Annotated in this window: 16 protein-coding genes; 9 read left to right on the forward strand and 7 right to left on the reverse strand. The window is 64.7% G+C overall.

The genetic code is table 11. The features are described 5' to 3' along the window. Nucleotides 1-38 precede the first annotated feature (38 nt). A complete protein-coding gene (locus tag FOY51_RS14750) occupies nucleotides 39-431 on the reverse strand; it encodes a winged helix-turn-helix transcriptional regulator (RefSeq protein ID WP_149431000.1) in 393 nt (130 codons plus the stop codon). 90 nt (nucleotides 432-521) lie between these two features. Between FOY51_RS14750 and FOY51_RS14755 the strand changes: the two genes are divergently transcribed. Continuing rightward, complete coding sequence (locus FOY51_RS14755; RefSeq protein ID WP_149431001.1) at nucleotides 522-1,376, forward strand: SDR family oxidoreductase; 855 nt, start codon at nucleotides 522-524, stop codon at nucleotides 1,374-1,376. Here FOY51_RS14755 and FOY51_RS14760 read toward each other — a convergent pair. Genes FOY51_RS14760 through FOY51_RS14775 form a run of 4 tightly spaced genes read right to left on the reverse strand, consistent with a single transcriptional unit; the run spans nucleotide 1,339 to nucleotide 4,740 of the window. Continuing rightward, nucleotides 1,339-2,577 (reverse strand): serine hydrolase domain-containing protein, encoded by a 1,239-nt coding sequence (locus FOY51_RS14760; protein ID WP_149431002.1) that lies wholly within the window; start codon nucleotides 2,575-2,577, stop codon nucleotides 1,339-1,341. The genes FOY51_RS14755 and FOY51_RS14760 overlap by 38 nt on opposite strands. Beyond that, a complete protein-coding gene (locus FOY51_RS14765) occupies nucleotides 2,574-3,443 on the reverse strand; it encodes a hypothetical protein (RefSeq protein WP_149431003.1) in 870 nt (289 codons plus the stop codon). Before FOY51_RS14765 ends, FOY51_RS14760 begins: the two co-directional genes overlap by 4 nt. A gap of 50 nt (nucleotides 3,444-3,493) precedes the next feature. Next, nucleotides 3,494-4,195 carry a helix-turn-helix transcriptional regulator gene (locus FOY51_RS14770; protein ID WP_149431004.1) on the reverse strand — a complete coding sequence of 234 codons (702 nt, stop codon included), beginning with the start codon at nucleotides 4,193-4,195 and terminating at the stop codon, nucleotides 3,494-3,496. 2 nt (nucleotides 4,196-4,197) lie between these two features. Beyond that, nucleotides 4,198-4,740, reverse strand: coding sequence for a carboxymuconolactone decarboxylase family protein (locus FOY51_RS14775; protein ID WP_149431005.1), 543 nt, complete (start codon nucleotides 4,738-4,740; stop codon nucleotides 4,198-4,200). Nucleotides 4,741-4,837: 97 nt separating this feature from the next. On the opposite strand from FOY51_RS14775, the gene FOY51_RS14780 reads away from it, so the two are divergent. Further along, nucleotides 4,838-6,664 (forward strand): acyl-CoA dehydrogenase, encoded by a 1,827-nt coding sequence (locus tag FOY51_RS14780; RefSeq protein WP_149431006.1) that lies wholly within the window; start codon nucleotides 4,838-4,840, stop codon nucleotides 6,662-6,664. Here FOY51_RS14780 and FOY51_RS14785 read toward each other — a convergent pair. Beyond that, on the reverse strand, nucleotides 6,636-7,649 hold the full coding sequence (locus tag FOY51_RS14785) for an AraC family transcriptional regulator (protein WP_149431007.1): 1,014 nt from the start codon (nucleotides 7,647-7,649) through the stop codon (nucleotides 6,636-6,638). The genes FOY51_RS14780 and FOY51_RS14785 overlap by 29 nt on opposite strands. 132 nt (nucleotides 7,650-7,781) lie before the next feature. Between FOY51_RS14785 and FOY51_RS14790 the strand changes: the two genes are divergently transcribed. After that, the gene (locus FOY51_RS14790) at nucleotides 7,782-8,501 is read left to right on the forward strand and encodes a DUF8020 domain-containing protein (protein ID WP_149431008.1); all 720 of its coding nucleotides are present in this window, start codon (nucleotides 7,782-7,784) and stop codon (nucleotides 8,499-8,501) included. Between the two features lie 11 nt (nucleotides 8,502-8,512). Here FOY51_RS14790 and ramB read toward each other — a convergent pair whose 3' ends face one another. Then, nucleotides 8,513-9,925, reverse strand: a complete 1,413-nt coding sequence (gene ramB / locus FOY51_RS14795; protein WP_149431009.1) for an acetate metabolism transcriptional regulator RamB — start codon at nucleotides 9,923-9,925, stop codon at nucleotides 8,513-8,515. 72 nt (nucleotides 9,926-9,997) lie between these two features. On the opposite strand from ramB, the gene FOY51_RS14800 reads away from it, so the two are divergent. From FOY51_RS14800 to FOY51_RS14825, 6 genes are all read left to right on the forward strand, one after another. Next, complete coding sequence (locus tag FOY51_RS14800) at nucleotides 9,998-10,996, forward strand: LysR family transcriptional regulator (protein WP_187776329.1); 999 nt, start codon at nucleotides 9,998-10,000, stop codon at nucleotides 10,994-10,996. A gap of 176 nt (nucleotides 10,997-11,172) precedes the next feature. Beyond that, nucleotides 11,173-12,486 carry an MFS transporter gene (locus FOY51_RS14805; protein WP_235916347.1) on the forward strand — a complete coding sequence of 438 codons (1,314 nt, stop codon included), beginning with the start codon at nucleotides 11,173-11,175 and terminating at the stop codon, nucleotides 12,484-12,486. Continuing rightward, nucleotides 12,483-13,673 (forward strand): CaiB/BaiF CoA transferase family protein, encoded by a 1,191-nt coding sequence (locus tag FOY51_RS14810; RefSeq protein ID WP_149431010.1) that lies wholly within the window; start codon nucleotides 12,483-12,485, stop codon nucleotides 13,671-13,673. Before FOY51_RS14805 ends, FOY51_RS14810 begins: the two co-directional genes overlap by 4 nt. Before the next feature lie 33 nt (nucleotides 13,674-13,706). Next, the gene (locus tag FOY51_RS14815; protein WP_149431011.1) at nucleotides 13,707-14,858 is read left to right on the forward strand and encodes an acyl-CoA dehydrogenase family protein; all 1,152 of its coding nucleotides are present in this window, start codon (nucleotides 13,707-13,709) and stop codon (nucleotides 14,856-14,858) included. Nucleotides 14,859-14,860: 2 nt separating this feature from the next. Next, nucleotides 14,861-15,625 (forward strand): SDR family NAD(P)-dependent oxidoreductase, encoded by a 765-nt coding sequence (locus tag FOY51_RS14820; protein WP_149431012.1) that lies wholly within the window; start codon nucleotides 14,861-14,863, stop codon nucleotides 15,623-15,625. Continuing rightward, nucleotides 15,622-16,392, forward strand: a complete 771-nt coding sequence (locus FOY51_RS14825) for a crotonase/enoyl-CoA hydratase family protein (protein WP_149431013.1) — start codon at nucleotides 15,622-15,624, stop codon at nucleotides 16,390-16,392. Before FOY51_RS14820 ends, FOY51_RS14825 begins: the two co-directional genes overlap by 4 nt. Nucleotides 16,393-16,395: the final 3 nt, after the last annotated feature.

Here is a 16,395-nt window from a genome sequence, read left to right on the forward strand (position 1 = left end):
CCGCCCGTGCGTGATTTTCAGTGCCCCAACACCGAAGATCACGCACGGTTGCAGTCGTACTCCTCCTGCGCCGCTGTAACAGTGGGCATGCCGGCTTCGACGACGTCGATCAATGCGCGGAGAGCGACCGCGACTTCGGTGCCCAGTTCGGTGAGGCTGTATTCGACTTTCGGTGGAATCGCTTCCAGCACTGCACGATCGACCATTCCGTCCCGCTCGAGTGCCTGCAGCGTCTGCGAGAGCATGCGTTCGCTCACGCCCTCGACGCGGCGTCGTAGCGCGTTGAACCGATAGGGCCCGTCGCTGAGCGCGGCGATAGCCAATACGCCCCACCGTCCGGTGACGTTCTGCAGCGCCTGCCGCGACGTGCATGCGCTTCCGAATACGCTGAAGGCGAGAGCGGTGTCGTCCTCGGGCGTCGGTTCTTCCATGTGACCAGGGTACTACCTGTTTCTATTGCACTTACTAAAAGTAAGTGTATGTTGAAACGGAAGCTAATCGACCACGATTCAGGAGCGCACATGAGCATCGCAATCACCGGAGCAAGCGGCCAGCTGGGACGACTGGTGGTGGAATCACTGCTGGATCGCGGTGTCACGCCCAGCGACATCGTTGCCATCGTGCGCACACCAGCCAAGATCGACGATCTCGCGGCTCGTGGCGTCGTCGTCCGCACCGCGAGCTACGACGATCGAGCAGCGCTGACCGAGGCGCTCGCCGGCGTCGACCGAGTGCTGTTGGTTTCCGGCAACGAGATGGGCAAGCGCGTGGCGCAGCACGGCAACGTGATCGCCGCAGCCAAGGACGCGGGCGTCGGGCACATTGCGTACACGAGCATTCCGGACGCGACCACCACGCCGCTGCTGCTCGCCGGTGAGCACAAGGCGACCGAGCAACTGCTCGCCGAGTCCGGGCTGCCGACCACGCTGTTGCGCAACGGCTGGTACTGGGAGAACTACACAGGCGACTTGGCGGGAACCGTCGAGCGAGGTGTGCTGGCAGGCAGCGCGCGCGACGGCAGGGTTGCCGCCGCCGCTCGCCGCGACTACGCCGACGCCGCGGCAACCGTGCTCACCACCGACGGGCACGAGGGCAAGACCTACGAGCTCGGCGGCGATCAGCGACTGACGTATACCGAACTGGCCGAACAGCTTTCCGCAGTCGCAGGCAAGACCGTGGAATACCGGGATCTGCCGAAGGACGCCTACGCGAATGTCTTGCAGGAAGCCGGTCTTCCCGCCGACTACGCGGCCGTGCTCGCCGACTCGGATGCCGGCATCGCGGTCGGCGCCCTCGACGTTACGAGCGGTGACCTGCAGCGGCTGATCGGCAGGCCGTCTACGCCGGTGGCCGACGTGTTCCGGGCTGCCCTGTAGTTCCTGGCTGCGCTGTAAGAGCCTCGTCGACCGCGGCTTGCAGTTTCTTGCAGCGGTACTCGTCTTCGAGGGCCAGGCTGAGGCGGTTCACCGTGTACCCAAAGCCGATTCCGGTGCTCGGGTCGCCGAAGGCAAGTGAACCGCCGAGGCCAGGGGTGCCGAAGGCTCGGCCGTCGGGCGACCCGAACTGCAACCGCGGCGACGATCGCCGCAGGCCGAGGTGGTAGCGGGTGTCGATGCCGAGTACGGCGTCGCGACGGGGCGGCGGCGCGTCACCGGTGATGAGCTCGAGGACCCGCGTCGAGATGGGCAACTCCCCGGTATCGGCGGCCGCCGCACCGTAGATCCGCGCCAGGGCACGGGCGTTGGTGACGCCGTTGATGCTCGGAATCTCCTGGTCGAGCACCGAACGTCGGCGGATCGTCCACGCCGGGCCCATCGGCGGGTTGCTGGTGGCGTCGATGAACGGATGGCGCCCCGTCACGGTTCCGATGACGATCGGCCACGCAATGCTGCGCTCGTGCAACAGGACGCCGAGCGGCTTCGACATGTAGGGATGCGCGACCTCCTCGATGTCGCGATCAGCCGCGAGGCCGTAGCCGAAGTCGACTCCCAACGGTGTAGCGAACTCTTCTCGCACGAAGGCGCCGAGCGAGCGACCTTTCGGATCGACTCGACGAAACAGCGCGTCCTCGTACAGTCCGACAGAGATGGCCTGATAGCCCTGCCGCGTCCCCGGCTCCCATGCCGGAACCTGTTCGGCGAGAACACTGTCGACCAAGTCGTGGTCGGACAGGTCCGCCGTCCGAATCTTGCGACCGCGCAGATGGTGCAGGCCGCATTGGTTGTCGATCAGCTGGCGAACGGTGATCGACGCCTTGCCGTGCGAGGCGAATTCGGGCCAGTACTGCGCGACGGGCGCGTCGTAGTCGAGGACGCCCGCCGAGACCGCCGCGGCGATGGCGAGCCCCGCGATGCCCTTGCTCGTCGAGTAGACGATGACGGTGGTGTCGCGCTCCCAGGGTGCGCGCGTCGCGGTGTTGCGCGTTCCGGCCCACAGGTCGACGAGCGGCTCTGCCCCGCGGTAGACGGCGACAGACGCGCCGATTTCGCCGCGCCTGGCGAAGTTGCGTCGAAATTCGTCCGCGACTCCTTCGAAGCCCGGCGCGACGTCGCCGTGAATGGTGGGTACGGAACTCATTGCAGGGATCGTACGGCCCTTACTGTCGCGTAACCGCGCCACTCCAGTGCTGCGGCAGGGGAGAAGCTGCCGAAATCGACTTCCCACCCGCCGTCGTCTTGCTGCTGGTCGGCGAGCCGCCGCAATTCGGTGTCGATCACGGCAGGCGCGAAAAGCTTGCGGCCCGGTCCTGGCATCGGTGCGAAGTCGAGTGCGCGCATCACCTCGTCGGCGGCGCCGCCCGCCACCTGCTTGATGCCGTCGCCGGGTACGAACGATCCGAGGTGCGCCAGGATCTCCGGCGCCTCCGGATAGGTGTCGTGGACGACACTGACGAATTGCACGGCGAACGCCAATTCGATTGCGTGCGTGTGCTCGTCGACGCTGCGGCAGGCCTGCAACGAGTACTCGGTGGCCCGTTGCAACCAGGGGTGGTCGGCGACTGCCGGATCGACTGCGGCGACGCGGTGGGCGTTGGCCGCGATCACCGACGTGATCTGCAACGACGACGTCGTCGGATCGGCCTGAGCCCAGAACGGCGCACAGCCTGCGGGCTCGGCGATGGGTAGCGCGAACGGCAGCCCGCCGTCGGGCAGCGTCACCGATTCGAGCCAGTCGCACAGTTGCGCGGCACGTGGGGTGAGGGCGGGTGCGATCTCGGCGAAGACCTCGAAGGCGTGCAGCGCACCGCCGGGCTGGCTTTCCTTCGCGCGCAGGTCGGGTTCGAGTCCCCATCCGTAGCCGCCGTCCGAATTGCGATAGGCGTCGACCGCTGCGAGGGTGGCGTCGACATCGCCACGACCGAGCACATGGTCGAATCTGCGCCGGTCGATCATGCGGGCATGGGTAGTCATGAAATCGGTCGCGGCGCGTAGGTCGATGGGCATGGGCTCAGTCTGCGAGATCCCGTGGCCTGCGGTCTTGACCTTTTCGGCCATCAGCCGGAACGGGCGTGCAAGAGTGCGGCAGGAGTCAGTCCGGTCAGCCGCTTCACATCGCGGGTGAGGTGCGCTTGATCGGCGTATCCCAGCTGTGCCGCGAGGTCGGCGAGTGACGAGTCGGAGCTCGCGGCCGCTCGGAGAAATCGGTGCAATCGCTGGACGCGCTGGAGTTCCTTGGGCCCGACACCCGCATGCTCGACGACCAATCGTCGTAACTGCCGACCCGACAGCCCGGCCGCCGAGGCGACGTCGTCGATGTCTGGTGCGTCGTCTCGGCCGAGGTCCGCGATGACACCGTCGATGCGCCGATCGGAGTCGGCCCATCGATTCTGCAAGGCCGCCGCAGCCCTCCGATTACGAAAAGCGGCTCGGGTCAACAGCTCCGACGCTGCTCGGTCCACTACGTCGTCAAGTGGCAGCACCTGGCCGCGCAGCTCGTTCGCCGGAATTCCGAGGGCGGCGCGGACCGAACCGGGTCGCAGGCGCAGGCCGTGGATCGTCGTACCCGCAGCCAGGTGTGCGACTTCCGGCGTCATCGTCGGCCCGACCAGCTGGGCGGTTCCATCGTCGTAGCCGATGATGTCCGCGCACGCGTCGGGCAGCACCAGCTGGTCGTGGTCGTTGTCGACGCTTTGCTGCCACAGAACGGCGACGTGTCGCCATCCTGGAACTCGCCATTCGACATACGACGACGGCATCGCTACCGGTCGAAGTCTCGTTCGATGCCGAGGACGCCGATCGTGGTGGCCAAGCCGTCGTATTGCGTGACGATGAGACAGAACTCGACCAACTCGCGCTCGGTGTAGTGCTCGGCCAGCGCCTTCCACCCCACATCGTCGAGGTCCTTGGTCTGAACCAGCTGGTCGACGGCGGTGAGCAGCGCGCGGTGGCGATCCGACCAGGCTGGGTCGGTCGGACCCTGACGTACCTGTTCCAGCATCTCTCTCGTCACGCCGACGTGGCGACTGATGCGAATGTGGTGGTCCATCTCGTAGTCGCATGTGCGCAGGTGGGCAACCCGGAGGATGGTCAGCTCGGTGTCGAGCCGCGACAACTTGCCGCCCGGCATCAGGGTGGAGCTGTAGTGCAGCCAGCCGGTGAACTGGAGCCCAGTGCGGGCCAGGGTGCTGAACAGATGCGCGTCGTCGACGCGGCCGACCTTGGCGACCACCCGGGTGATGGCCCAGTTGATCGGTCCCAAATCTTTGAATCGGCCTGGCGTGATGCGCGGTGAGCGGGTCATGATTCGAGGCTAACGCAGGCCATCGCCAACCTACGGTTGCGTATTGATTCAACGATGGTGCAAGCTCGCGGAAATCTGCCTTTCGCGAAGGAGTCCTGTGGGGCACTACAAGAGCGCTGTCCGCGATCTCGAGTTCAACATCTTCGAGGTGTTCGGTGTCGGGGCGTTGCTCGACGGCGGCGCCTACGGAGACCTCGATACCGACACCGCACGCGAGATGCTGGCGGAGGTCGCTCGGCTCGCCGAAGGTCCGATCGCGGAGACCTTCGCCGAGGCGGATCGTCACCCGGTCGGGTTCGACTCGGCCACCCACGAGATCACCGTGCCCGACGAACTCCGCAAGACGCTCCGCGCCGTCCAGGACGGCGACTGGTCGCGCGTCGGCATGTACGAGGGCATGGGCGGCGTGCCCGCCCCGTCGGTGATCGTGTGGAGCATCGCCGAAATGATCGTCGTCGCCAACCCCGCGTTGAGCTTCTTCAACCTGGGCCCGGTGATGGGGAACGTGCTCTACGGCGTCGGTGACGATCAGCAGAAACATTGGGCCAAAGAGGGCTACGACCGCGGCTGGGCAGGCACCATGGTCCTCACCGAGCCGGACGCGGGATCCGACGTCGGGGCGGGCCGCACCAAGGCGATCCAGCAGGATGACGGCACCTGGCACATCGAAGGCGTCAAGCGGTTCATTTCGGGCGGCGACGTCGGTGACACGGCGGAAAACCTTTTTCATCTGGTGCTGGCACGGCCGGAAGGTGCCGGGCCAGGCACCAAGGGCCTGAGCCTGTTCTACGTCCCCAAGTTCCATTTCGACCCGGAGACGATGGAAATCGGTGAGCGCAACGGTGCATACGTCACCGGCGTCGAGCACAAGATGGGCCTCAAGTCGTCGCCGACGTGTGAGGTGACGTTCGGTGGCACCGACGTTCCCGCCGTCGGCTGGCTGGTCGGCGGTGTGCACGACGGCATCGCTCAGATGTTCAAGGTCATCGAGAACGCCCGAATGATGGTGGGGACCAAGGCAACCGGAACGTTGTCCACCGGCTACCTGAATGCGTTGGAGTACGCAAAGATTCGCGTGCAGGGTGCCGACCTGACACATATGACCGACAAAGCGGCGCCGCGCGTGACCATCACCCACCATCCGGATGTGCGTCGTAGCTTGATGATGCAGAAGGCCTATTCCGAAGGCCTGCGAGCCGTCTACCTCTACACCGCGGCACACCAGAACGCCGACGTTGCCCAGTTGGTGTCCGGCGCCGATTCCGACTTGGCGGAGCGGGTCAACGATCTGCTGCTGCCGATCGTGAAAGGTGTTGGCTCCGAACGTGCTTACGAGTTGCTGACGGAAAGCCTGCAGACGCTCGGCGGGTCCGGCTATTTGCAGGACTATCCGATCGAGCAGTACATTCGCGACGCCAAGATCGACACCCTGTACGAGGGCACGACGGCAATTCAGGCGCAGGACTTCTTCTTTCGCAAGATCGCGCGCGATCGCGGCGTGGCCTTGGCGCATGTGGCGACTGCGATCAAGGCGACGGTCGAGGGTGAGGGTGGCTTCACGGCGGAACGTGCGCTTCTCGGAACCGCGCTCGACGACGTGCAAGCCATGGCTGCGGCGCTCACCGGCTACCTGATGGCGGCGCAGCAGACACCGACGGAGCTGTACAAGGTGGGGCTTGCGTCGGTCCGATTCCTCTATGCCGTAGGCGATTTGGTGATCGGCTGGCGGCTGCTGGTCCAGGCCGAGGTTGCAGGCGCCGCGCTGGCGGGTTCGCCGACTGCGAAGGACAAACCCTTCTACGAGGGCAAGGTTGCGGTTGCGTCGTTCTTCGCGAAGAACGTGCTTCCGAAGTTGACGGCGACGCGAGGCATCATCACCACCATCGATACCGACGTCATGGATCTGGACGAAGCAGCGTTCTAGTGCGCCACGCGCTCGGAGCTTGATCGAACTGGCTTCGGAACCAGCGCGAGAAGCTGCCGAGCGACGAGAAGCCCAGCAGGTTTGCGACCTCCGTCAACGAGTACCGCTCGTTCGCCACGAATCGTTCGGCGAAAGCGACGCGCACCGAGTTCAGTACCGAGGTGAAGGTTTCACCGGATTCGGCGAGCTGGCGATGCACCGTTCGGCGGTCGATGCCGAGGCTGCGCGCGACCTGCTCCACCGAACACCGTCCTGTGGGGAGCAACGCCTCGATCAGCTCACGGGTCCGAGCCGGCATCGTCGCGCCGACCGAGTTGGGAAGCGAGTCGAGGATCTGGCGGGTGTAGGGACGCAGCAGCTCGTCCGCCAGTTTGTTGTGCGCATCCAGATCGCTCGAATAGAAGACGATCCCGGTGAATTCGCCGTCGAAGACCGCTGTGTTGCCGAAAATCCGCCGGTGCGTCGTCGTATCCGCGGGTGCCGAATGCGCAAACACAACCGATGCAGGCTGCCATCGCCGACCGAGGAAGCTTTGCAGAATCTGATGAGTGGCACCGACAGCGAGCTCGATGGCCTGTCGATCCGCGACCGGTTCGCCGTGATCGAGACCGATGCGCAGAGTAGCCAGTCCATTCGCTTCGGTGAGGCGGATCCGGAGCGCCTCGTTGTAGGTGCGTTCGTATCGAATCAATATGTCGAGCGCGCTGCGGACTGTGGGTTCTTCCCGGATCACCAGGCTGAGCGGACCGATGTTGGCAAGTCGGCGGAGCTCGGCCATCCGGATGCCGAAATCCTCACGGCCACAGGCCGCCGCAGAGAGTTCCAAGAGTCGGGCGATGGACGTCGCGGCGATCCATCGATCTTGGACGGCCAAGCCCGCCGGACTCAGGCCGACCTCCTGCATCAGCGACGCCGCGTCCAGGCCGACCGACTCGCAGAGCTCGACGTATCGGTTCAACGCCGCGTATCGACCCAGCGGCTTCACGCTTCTACCTCCTGCCCAATGTCCCGAAATGATGTGTCGTGTGTCTCGTCAAGTAAAGCATGTGAGGTAAGTCGCATCTACCGTGTCTGTTTGTGGGTGGCACGCATCGACACGAAATCGAAGGACAGATTCATGAAGGTCACACAACTGAGTGTCGTCGCGGTTGCGGCGATTGCGGCGCTGGGCATCGTGTCCGGCACAGCCAACGCGGCTCCGGTCGACGGCGGGGCCAACGATGGGACCACCATCAGCACCGATCTGCTGCCTGGAATCCATTACACCGCAAGCATTGTCGATCACTCGGTAGTTGTGACGACGGACGCGGGAAGGTTGACCACTCGCGACGGCCAGTTCGAGATCCTCGGTGCGAACGGTGACCTTGTTGCCGGCGTTCCGTTGACGTACCGGATGGACCAGCAGGACTTTCCGATTGCCGCGCAGATCTCGGGGAATACCGTCACGTTGACGCCGAGCGCGACTCCGGTTGCGGCACAGGTGCATCCGGTCGCGCAGCAGTATCCGTCCGTGGACGCCCGCAATGCGGCGGCCTTCACGACGTTGGTGCAACAGACCACGTTGGCGGCGGCGTTGGGTGCGATGATCGGCACCGTTGTCGGCGGCGTGACCGGATGCCTGTTGGGTGCGACGGCGTTGACTGCGGCGACCATTCCACTGGCTGCGTTGTTGGGAGCGGGTCCGATCGCCGGGTGTGCTGCCGGCGCGGTGCTGCTTGGTCCGGTCGGGACGATTGCGGGTGCGATCGTGGTCGGTGCGCCGATCGTCGCTGTGTCGGCGTTCCAGTACTTCAGCGCGGTGAACGCACCGTTCGCGCCTGCCCCGGCCCCGAAGTAGACCGGAGCCCGCTAGGTCCCCAATACGTAGGGGGACACCGAGCTTCGGTGCTCGCTGATGTCGAGCTCCCTGCCTAGCGGCGGAAAGGCTCGCTGCGGGCAGTTGGCGCGCTCGCAGACGCGGCAGCCTGCACCGATCGGTGTGGCTGCGGCGTCGTCGAGGTCGAGGCCGTCGGCGTAGACGACCCGACCGGCGTGCCGCAGTTCGCAACCGAGTCCGATCGCAAATGTCTTGCCCGGCTGGCCGTATCGCGCGGCGCGCCGCTCGACGGTCCTTGCCACCCAGAGGTACTTGCGACCGTCGGGCATCTGCGCGATCTGCGTCATGATCTTGCCGGGATAAGCGAACGTCTCGTACACGTTCCAGAGCGGGCATGTGCCGCCGCTCGACGAAAAATGAAAACCTGTGGCCGACTGGCGTTTCGACATGTTGCCTGCGCGATCGACGCGAACGAACGAGAACGGCACGCCACGTAGCTTCGGTCGTTGCAACGTGGACAGTCGGTGACAGATCGTCTCGTAGCTCTGTGCGAACGAGGCGGAGAGTCGCTCGATGTCGTACTTGAAATCCTCTGCCACCTCGTGGAATTGGCCGTACGGAAGCACAGTGGCGGCGGCGAAGTAGTTGGCCAGTCCGAGCAACGCCAACCTGCGGGAGGCCTCGGATGCGAAGTTGCCCTCGTCGACCAGTCGCTGGAGCAGGTCGCCGTACTCGAGGTAGGCGAGTTCGGCAGCGAACTTGAACAACTTCTGCCCGCCGGACAGGTGTGGTGAGATCTCGAGAACCCGCTCGTCCGGGTCGTATCGGTGCAGCACGGACTCGCCCATGTCGATACGCTGTACGATCTGCACGTCGTGCACCGAGCGCAGGCGCTTCGCGATCTCGCCGGCGATATCGCCTCGGTGGAACCGTAGCCGGGTTGTCAGATCTTCTGCCGCCGTGTCCAATTCGTGCAAGTAGTTCTGGCGCTGGTAGAAGTAGTCGCGGACTTCCTCGTGCGGCCTGCTGATGGACCCACTGCCGCTGCCATCGGCGAAGCGTTCCTCGGTCGCAGCAGCCAGCTGAGCGGTGGTGTTGTGATAGCGACGGTGCATGTTGACGATTGCGCGCGCCATCGTGGGGTGCGACGACACCATCTCGGCGATTTCCTGCGCGTCGGAGGAGATGCCCATCTCCTGATCGAGCGCGACCTCCTGCAGCTCGGCGATCAGCCGGGTGTCGTCCTGCGACGAGAAGAACGTGGTGTCGACGCCGAACACCTCGCTGATCCTGAGTAGGACCGGAACGGACAGTGGACGCACGTCGTGCTCGATCTGGTTCAGATAACTCGCCGAGATTTCCAGCGACTGCGCGAGAGCGACCTGGCTCATCCCGCGTTCGGTCCGCAATTGGCGCAATCGGGCACCGACGAAGGTCTTGGACACAGGTCAACGCTAGGTCCGGTTGTCGACGTTCGCAACAGTAGATTTGCAGCATTAGCAAACTAAGTTCGAGTCATGGATCTGCGCCAGATGGAGTACTTCCTCGCGGTCGTCGACTGCGGGGGAGTCACTCGTGCTGCGGCGCACCTCCAGGTGGCGCAACCGTCGTTGTCGCAGGCGGTCCGCAAGCTCGAGAAGAGTCTCGGCACCGAATTGTTCCATCGGGTCGGACGTGGGTTGGTACTGTCGCCCGCGGGCGAGGCGCTCGTCGGCCCTGCGCGGGCAATCCTGCGCGACGTCGAGTCCGCCGAGAACGCGGTGCGCAACGTCGGCGCGATGCGCGGTGGCAGCATCGACATCGCATCTCTGTCCGACTTGTCGTCGGATCCGTTGTCGGTCTGGGTCGCCAAGTTTCGCCAGCGGTACCCGGACGTCCGCTTCCGAATCGAAGATCGCGACGAGATGTCCGACGTCGTGTCGCTCGTCCGTTCCGGAGCCTGCGAGCTGGGCATCCTGTCGTTGCCGTTGCCCACCGACGAACTCGAGGGCGAGGCGCTGATCGATCAGCAATTGGTGCTGGTGTGTCCACCCGGAACGGAAGAGCGCTGGCCGAGTCCGGTACCGATCGAAAGTCTCTCGCGAGTGCAGTTCGTGATGGGCGAACGAGGTACGGCAACAAGAGATTTCATCGAGCAATCCTTGCGTGAGCGTGGAATCGAACCCGAGATCGCGGTCGAGGTCCGCCAACGCGGTGCAGTGCTGCCGATCGTCCTCGCGGGCGGCGGGGTGTCGATCGTCGCGCTGCGCAGCGGTCTCGACGCGATGATGCGTGGTGGTGTGGTGCGTGAACTCGCGCCCGGATTGACCCGAAGCATGGGAGTGGTCCACCGGCCGGGCCGGATCACGGTTGCCTCGGCCGAGTTCGTCAGTTGCGCAAAGGCTTCCATCGCGGACTTCGCACGATCCGTCGACGACTACATGAAGCAGGGTTTGTCGCTCGTCGACGCCGCGAAGGTCACTCGCGACGAGGGCGATCGTGTGATGCGGGAGCTCACGCGAGAGATGCATAGGTAATTGCAGTATTTCTGCAACCTTTTTAGTCTTTGACCCAATGGGTTCGTTTCACTTGAATGGTGTGTACCCCATCACATCGCCAGGGTGCACGTCGGATCCATCACAGTCGGTTTCTCGGCCGTCGACCTGCTCGCCACCCACGCCGGTGTCCCGTTCTCGTCACCGAAGGAACCACCATGACTCAGACAGCTGTGCAGACGGACAGGTCGATGCGACCTGTGCGGCCGGCACGGATGCGACGTGCCTGGATCGTCACCGGCCTGCTCGTCGTGTTCATGCTCATCAACAACGCCGACAAGACGGTCATCGCCTTCGGCGGTGTGCAGATCCAAAGGGATTTGGGCATCTCGCCCGAGCAGTTCGGCGTGATCCAGAGCGGTTTCTTCTGGTTGTTCGCCGCGGGCGCTCTCATCTTCGGTGCTCTCTCGTCACGAGTGAGCACCCGGTGGTTGCTCGCCGGCCTCATGCTCACCTGGGTGCTGACCATGATTCCACTCCTCGGCACCGTCGGATTCGGTGTGCTGCTGACGTGCAGGGTGGTTCTCGGTTTCGCCGAAGGGCCGGCGTTCGCCTTGGCCAATCACGCTGTCCACTCCTGGTTTCCGGCCGAGAAGCGCGCCTTGGCAGGTGGCGTCGTCTCCGCGGGTGCGTCGGTGGGCACGCTCCTTGCAGCACCGGTGATCACCTGGATCATCGTGACCTGGACCTGGCACGCAGCCTTCTACGCACTGATCGCCTTGGGCCTCGTCTGGACGGTCGCCTGGCTGGTGCTGGGACGTGGCGGCCCGGACGAGACAGTCGCAAGTGCGCCGACAACGGTCCAGCAGTCGGTCGACGCACCGTACCGAGTGATCCTGAAGACCGGAACGGTCATCGGAATCGCGCTGCTGATGTTCTGCTCGTACTGGTCGACAGCGTTGAAGGTGGCGTGGTTGCCGGTGTACCTCACCGACGGTCTGCACTACAGCACGATCACAACCGGCCGACTCGTCATGATTCCGTACGGCCTTGCAGCTGTCGGTGCAATCGCAGCCGGTTGGGCATCGAATCGCATGCTCGCACGGGGGATTTCCCGCCGAGTCGCGCGTGGCTACCTCTCCACCGCGCTCGTAGCCGGCGCAGGTGTCTGCATGGCGGCGTTCACAGTCATGCAGGGCGGAGCACTGCAGATCATCACGATCTCGCTGGCCTTCTCGCTGAACACCGCCGCCTACGGCGTAGCGCTCTCTGCGGTCGCAGATGTCGTCCAATCGCGTAAGCGGGGAATGATTCTCGGTGGTCTCGGTGCCGTCGCAAGTGTGTCCGGTATGGTCGCCCCGCTGCTGTTGGGCTTCTGCGTCGGCGGTGCTGCCGGTGCCGCTGCGGGCTACGGGACAGGCTTCCTGATCAGCGGCGTCCTGATGGTCGTCGGCAGTGTGGTTGCCGGATTCATTATCGACCCCGACCGCGATATCGCCCACGTTCGTGACCAGGTCGCGGTGTCGGCATGATCATCGACAAGCCACTCGACGGTGTTCGCGTCGTCGACTTCGGTCAGTTCATCGCCGCCCCCGCAGCAACCCAGGTCCTCGCGGATCTCGGTGCCGACGTCATCAAGGTGGAGCCGCTGCACGGTGAGTCCGCCCGCGGCATCGGCCCGGCCGGCGAGGCCATGCTCCAGAACTACAACCGCGGAAAGCGTGCCATCGCACTGGATCTCAAGGATCCTAAGGCGCAGGAGATCGCTCGCAAGCTGATCGCGAGTGCGGACGTCGTCGTCCAGAACATGCGTCCCGGCGTGATGGAGTCCTTCGGGCTCGGTGCCGACGAGGTCCTGGCAGAGCATCCCTGGATGGTCTACGCGACCGTCAGTGGCTTCGGCCTGCACGGCCCGTCGAAGTTGCGTCCCGGGCTCGACATCGCGGCCCAGGCGGAGAGCGGAATGATGTGGGTCACCGGCGAAGCCGACGGCGAACCGCAGAAGGTGGGATCTCAGATCGTCGACGCCGCAAGCGGTTACGTCTGTGCTCAGGCAATTCTCGCTGCGTACATCCGTCGGCTGCGGACCGGCGAAGGTGACACCGTCGAGGTGTCGCTGCTCGAGGTCGCGATCCATCTGCAGGCCACCAATTGGGGTCAGTACTTGATCACCGGCAAGGAGCCGATGCGAAAGGGCAACGGCCAGGCGGCCATTGCGCCCGCCGCGGATGTGATGACGACCAAAGACGGCAGTCTGGTGTTGTCGGCCTACTCGGACGTGCATTTCGTCCGGCTGTGCCGACTCATCGGTCGCCCGGACGTCGCGGAAGATCCGCGATTCGCGAACAATGCGCTGCGCGTGCAGAACCGGCCGGCGATGCTTGCAGAGTTGCGCGCCGCCTTCTCGACGATGACCAGCGACGAGGCCATGACGTTGCTGACGACCAACGGGGTGGTCGCGGGAAAGATCAACACCTACCCCGAGGTCATGCGCAGCGCCGATGTCGAGGCAACGGGTCTGTTCATCGAGGTCAACGACACGGACGGGATGTCGACCACGACCCTCGGGTCACCGTGGCATCTCGGCAGCCTGCCCAAGTTCTCCAGCCAGGGTGACCCTGCCCTCGGTCAACACACCGCCGACGTTTTGGCAGAGCTCGGCTACTCGAGCGCCGCAGTCGATGCACTGACGGCCGACAAGGTCGTCGGCGTCCGCTAGCGATCAACTTCACGCACGCACTAAGGAAACACCATGCAACGCACCATCTTCACCGAAGACCACGACGCTTTCCGGGACTCGGTTCGCCAGTTCATCGCCAAGGAGATCACCCCGAATCTGCCCGAGTGGGAGGCCCAGGGCTTCATCCCTCGCGACTTCTACAAGAAAACAGCCGAGATCGGCATCAATGGGCTACAGGTGCCCGAGGAATACGGGGGCGGCGGTATCGACAGCTTCCTGTTCAACACCGTCGTCTACGAGGAGATCGGTTACGCCGCAGCGTCGCTCGGTGGTTTCCAGGTGCACCTCAACACTGTGTTGCCCTACTTCCTGGAGTACTGCAATGACGAGCAGCGTCGTCGTTGGTTCCCCAGCTTCGCCGACGGTGGACTGGTCAGCGCCATTGCGATGACCGAGCCCGGCATCGGCTCCGATCTTGCCGGCGTCACCACCACCGCCGCAGTGCGCGACGGTGACGACTACGTTCTCAACGGGAACAAGACCTTCATCACCGGCGGCATCAATGCCGACCTGGTGATCGTGGTCGCGCGGACGTCGAAGGATCCCGAAAATCGTCGTAAAGGCTTGTCGCTGTTGGTCGTCGAAGGTGACATGGCCGGATTCATCCGTGGCCGCAACCTGCACAAGATCGGTATGAAGTCCTCCGACACAGCCGAATTGACCTTCGACAACGTCCGTGTGCCTGTGCGAAATCTGCTCGGTGCGGAGGGTGCGGCCTTCGGCATGCTCGCGCACAACCTGCCGCAGGAACGGCTCTCGATCGCGATCACCGGCATTGCAACCGCCACTGCCGCAGTGAATCTCGCCATCGACTATGCCAAGGAACGACAGGTCTTCGGCAAGCCGCTGGCCGATTTCCAGAACACCAAATTCGTTCTCGCCGAGTGCTCGACGGAAATTCAGGCCGGGCAGGCGCTGATCGATCAGGCGCTCATCGCGTTGGACGCAGGCACTCTCACTCCCGCGGACGCGGCCAGGGTCAAGCTGTTCTGCACGGAGGTGCAGGCGCGCGTGATCGACAAGTGCCTGCAGGTGCACGGCGGCTACGGCTACATGAGCGAGTACCCGATCGCGCGGCTGTACGCCGACGCCCGCGTCACTCGCATCTTCGGCGGCACCAGCGAGGTCATGAAGAGCGTCATCTCCAAGTCGATGGGACTCTAGACGTGCAGATCAAAGGCATCAACACCGTAATCACCGGCGGCGCTTCCGGTCTCGGGCTCGCCACCGCAACCCGACTTGTCGAGGCCGGCGCCACCGTCACCTTGCTCGATCTCCCCAACTCGCCCGGCGCTGAGCAGGCCGAGGCGCTCGGCGGGGCAGCCCGCTTCGTACCGACCGACGTGATCGACGAAGACGCGGTCGCGGCGGCGTTCACCGCAGCTGCCGAACGCGGCCCGGTGCGTGCGGTCGTGCACTGTGCCGGTCGTGGTCGGCCGATGCGCATCCTCACCAAAGAAGGCAAGGCAGCCGATCTGGAGCCGTTCGAGTCGGTGATCCGGCTCAACGTCATCGGCACCTTCAACGTGCTGCGCTACGCAGCAGAAGCGATGGCGCGCAACGAGATCGTCGACGGCGACCGCGGCGTGTGCGTGCTGACCGCATCCGTTGCGGCGTACGAGGGCCAGATCGGACAGATCAACTACGCGACGTCCAAGGCCGGTGTTGTCGGTATGACTCTGCCTGCGGCGCGCGACCTGGCCGGCGTCGGAATCCGAGTCTGCACCATCGCTCCCGGCGTTTTCGCGACGCCGCTGCTGCTCAACGCCCGCGACGACATTCGCGATGCGTTGGCCGCGTCGGTGCCGCACCCGCAGCGTCTGGGCGATCCGTCCGAATTCGCCTCCCTCGCAACCCACATCATCGAGAACGGCATGCTCAACGGCGAAACCATCCGACTCGACGGCGCAATCCGGATGGCGCCCCGGTGAGCGACGAGGCGGTGGTGCTGACCGAGCGGGTGGGGCCGGTGCTGGTGATCACGCTCAACCGTCCGCAGGTGCGCAATGCGGTCGACCGGAAGGTTGCCCAATCCCTGGCTACTGCGGTGGAGCTGCTCGACTCCGATCCCGATCTGTTGGTAGGCGTGCTCGCCGGTGCGGGTGGAAACTTCTGCGCCGGAATGGATCTCAAGGCGTTTCTCCGCGGCGAGAGTCCCAACATCGAAGGGCGCGGATTTGCCGGGCTGGTCGAGAAGCCGCCGGTGAAACCGCTGATCGCAGCTGTGGACGGTGCTGCCGTTGCCGGTGGTTTCGAGATCGTCCTTGCGGCCGACATGGTCGTTGCCGCGCCGTCCGCCACCTTCGGTCTCCCCGAGGTTCGTCGAGGCCTCGTCGCCGCTGCGGGTGGCCTGACCAGGCTCCCGGTCCGACTTCCGCGCGGCATCGCGTTGGAGATGGTGCTCACCGGCAAGGCGATGACGGCGGATCGACTGCACCAGCACGGGTTCGTCAACAGGCTCGCGCCGGAAGGTGCGGTGCTGGCGACGTCGATCGAACTTGCCACGGAAATCGCAGCAAACGGTCCGCTGGCCGTGCAAGCCAGCAAGAGGGTGATCGACGAATCGCCGGGTTGGGCTGCGGCCGAGGCCTTCGAGCGAACTCGCCAGATCGTGATGCCGGTATTCGGTTCCAACGATGCCCGCGAAGGTGCGGCTGCGTTCACCGAACGCCGTGCCCCCGTGTGGACCGCGACGTAACCA

The organism is Antrihabitans cavernicola (genome assembly GCF_008297975.1).
GTDB classification, from domain to species: domain Bacteria; phylum Actinomycetota; class Actinomycetes; order Mycobacteriales; family Mycobacteriaceae; genus Antrihabitans; species Antrihabitans cavernicola.

Excerpts from the sequence above, each read along its gene's own strand:
- FOY51_RS14750 (WP_149431000.1), bottom strand. The coding sequence starts at position 431 with ATGGAAGAACCGACGCCCGAGGACGACACCGCTCTCGCCTTCAGCGTA.
- FOY51_RS14755 (WP_149431001.1), top strand. The coding sequence starts at position 522 with ATGAGCATCGCAATCACCGGAGCAAGCGGCCAGCTGGGACGACTGGTG.
- FOY51_RS14760 (WP_149431002.1), bottom strand. The coding sequence starts at position 2,577 with ATGAGTTCCGTACCCACCATTCACGGCGACGTCGCGCCGGGCTTCGAA.
- FOY51_RS14765 (WP_149431003.1), bottom strand. The coding sequence starts at position 3,443 with ATGCCCATCGACCTACGCGCCGCGACCGATTTCATGACTACCCATGCC.
- FOY51_RS14770 (WP_149431004.1), bottom strand. The coding sequence starts at position 4,195 with ATGCCGTCGTCGTATGTCGAATGGCGAGTTCCAGGATGGCGACACGTC.
- FOY51_RS14775 (WP_149431005.1), bottom strand. The coding sequence starts at position 4,740 with ATGACCCGCTCACCGCGCATCACGCCAGGCCGATTCAAAGATTTGGGA.
- FOY51_RS14790 (WP_149431008.1), top strand. The coding sequence starts at position 7,782 with ATGAAGGTCACACAACTGAGTGTCGTCGCGGTTGCGGCGATTGCGGCG.
- FOY51_RS14800 (WP_187776329.1), top strand. The coding sequence starts at position 9,998 with ATGGATCTGCGCCAGATGGAGTACTTCCTCGCGGTCGTCGACTGCGGG.
- FOY51_RS14805 (WP_235916347.1), top strand. The coding sequence starts at position 11,173 with ATGACTCAGACAGCTGTGCAGACGGACAGGTCGATGCGACCTGTGCGG.
- FOY51_RS14810 (WP_149431010.1), top strand. The coding sequence starts at position 12,483 with ATGATCATCGACAAGCCACTCGACGGTGTTCGCGTCGTCGACTTCGGT.
- FOY51_RS14815 (WP_149431011.1), top strand. The coding sequence starts at position 13,707 with ATGCAACGCACCATCTTCACCGAAGACCACGACGCTTTCCGGGACTCG.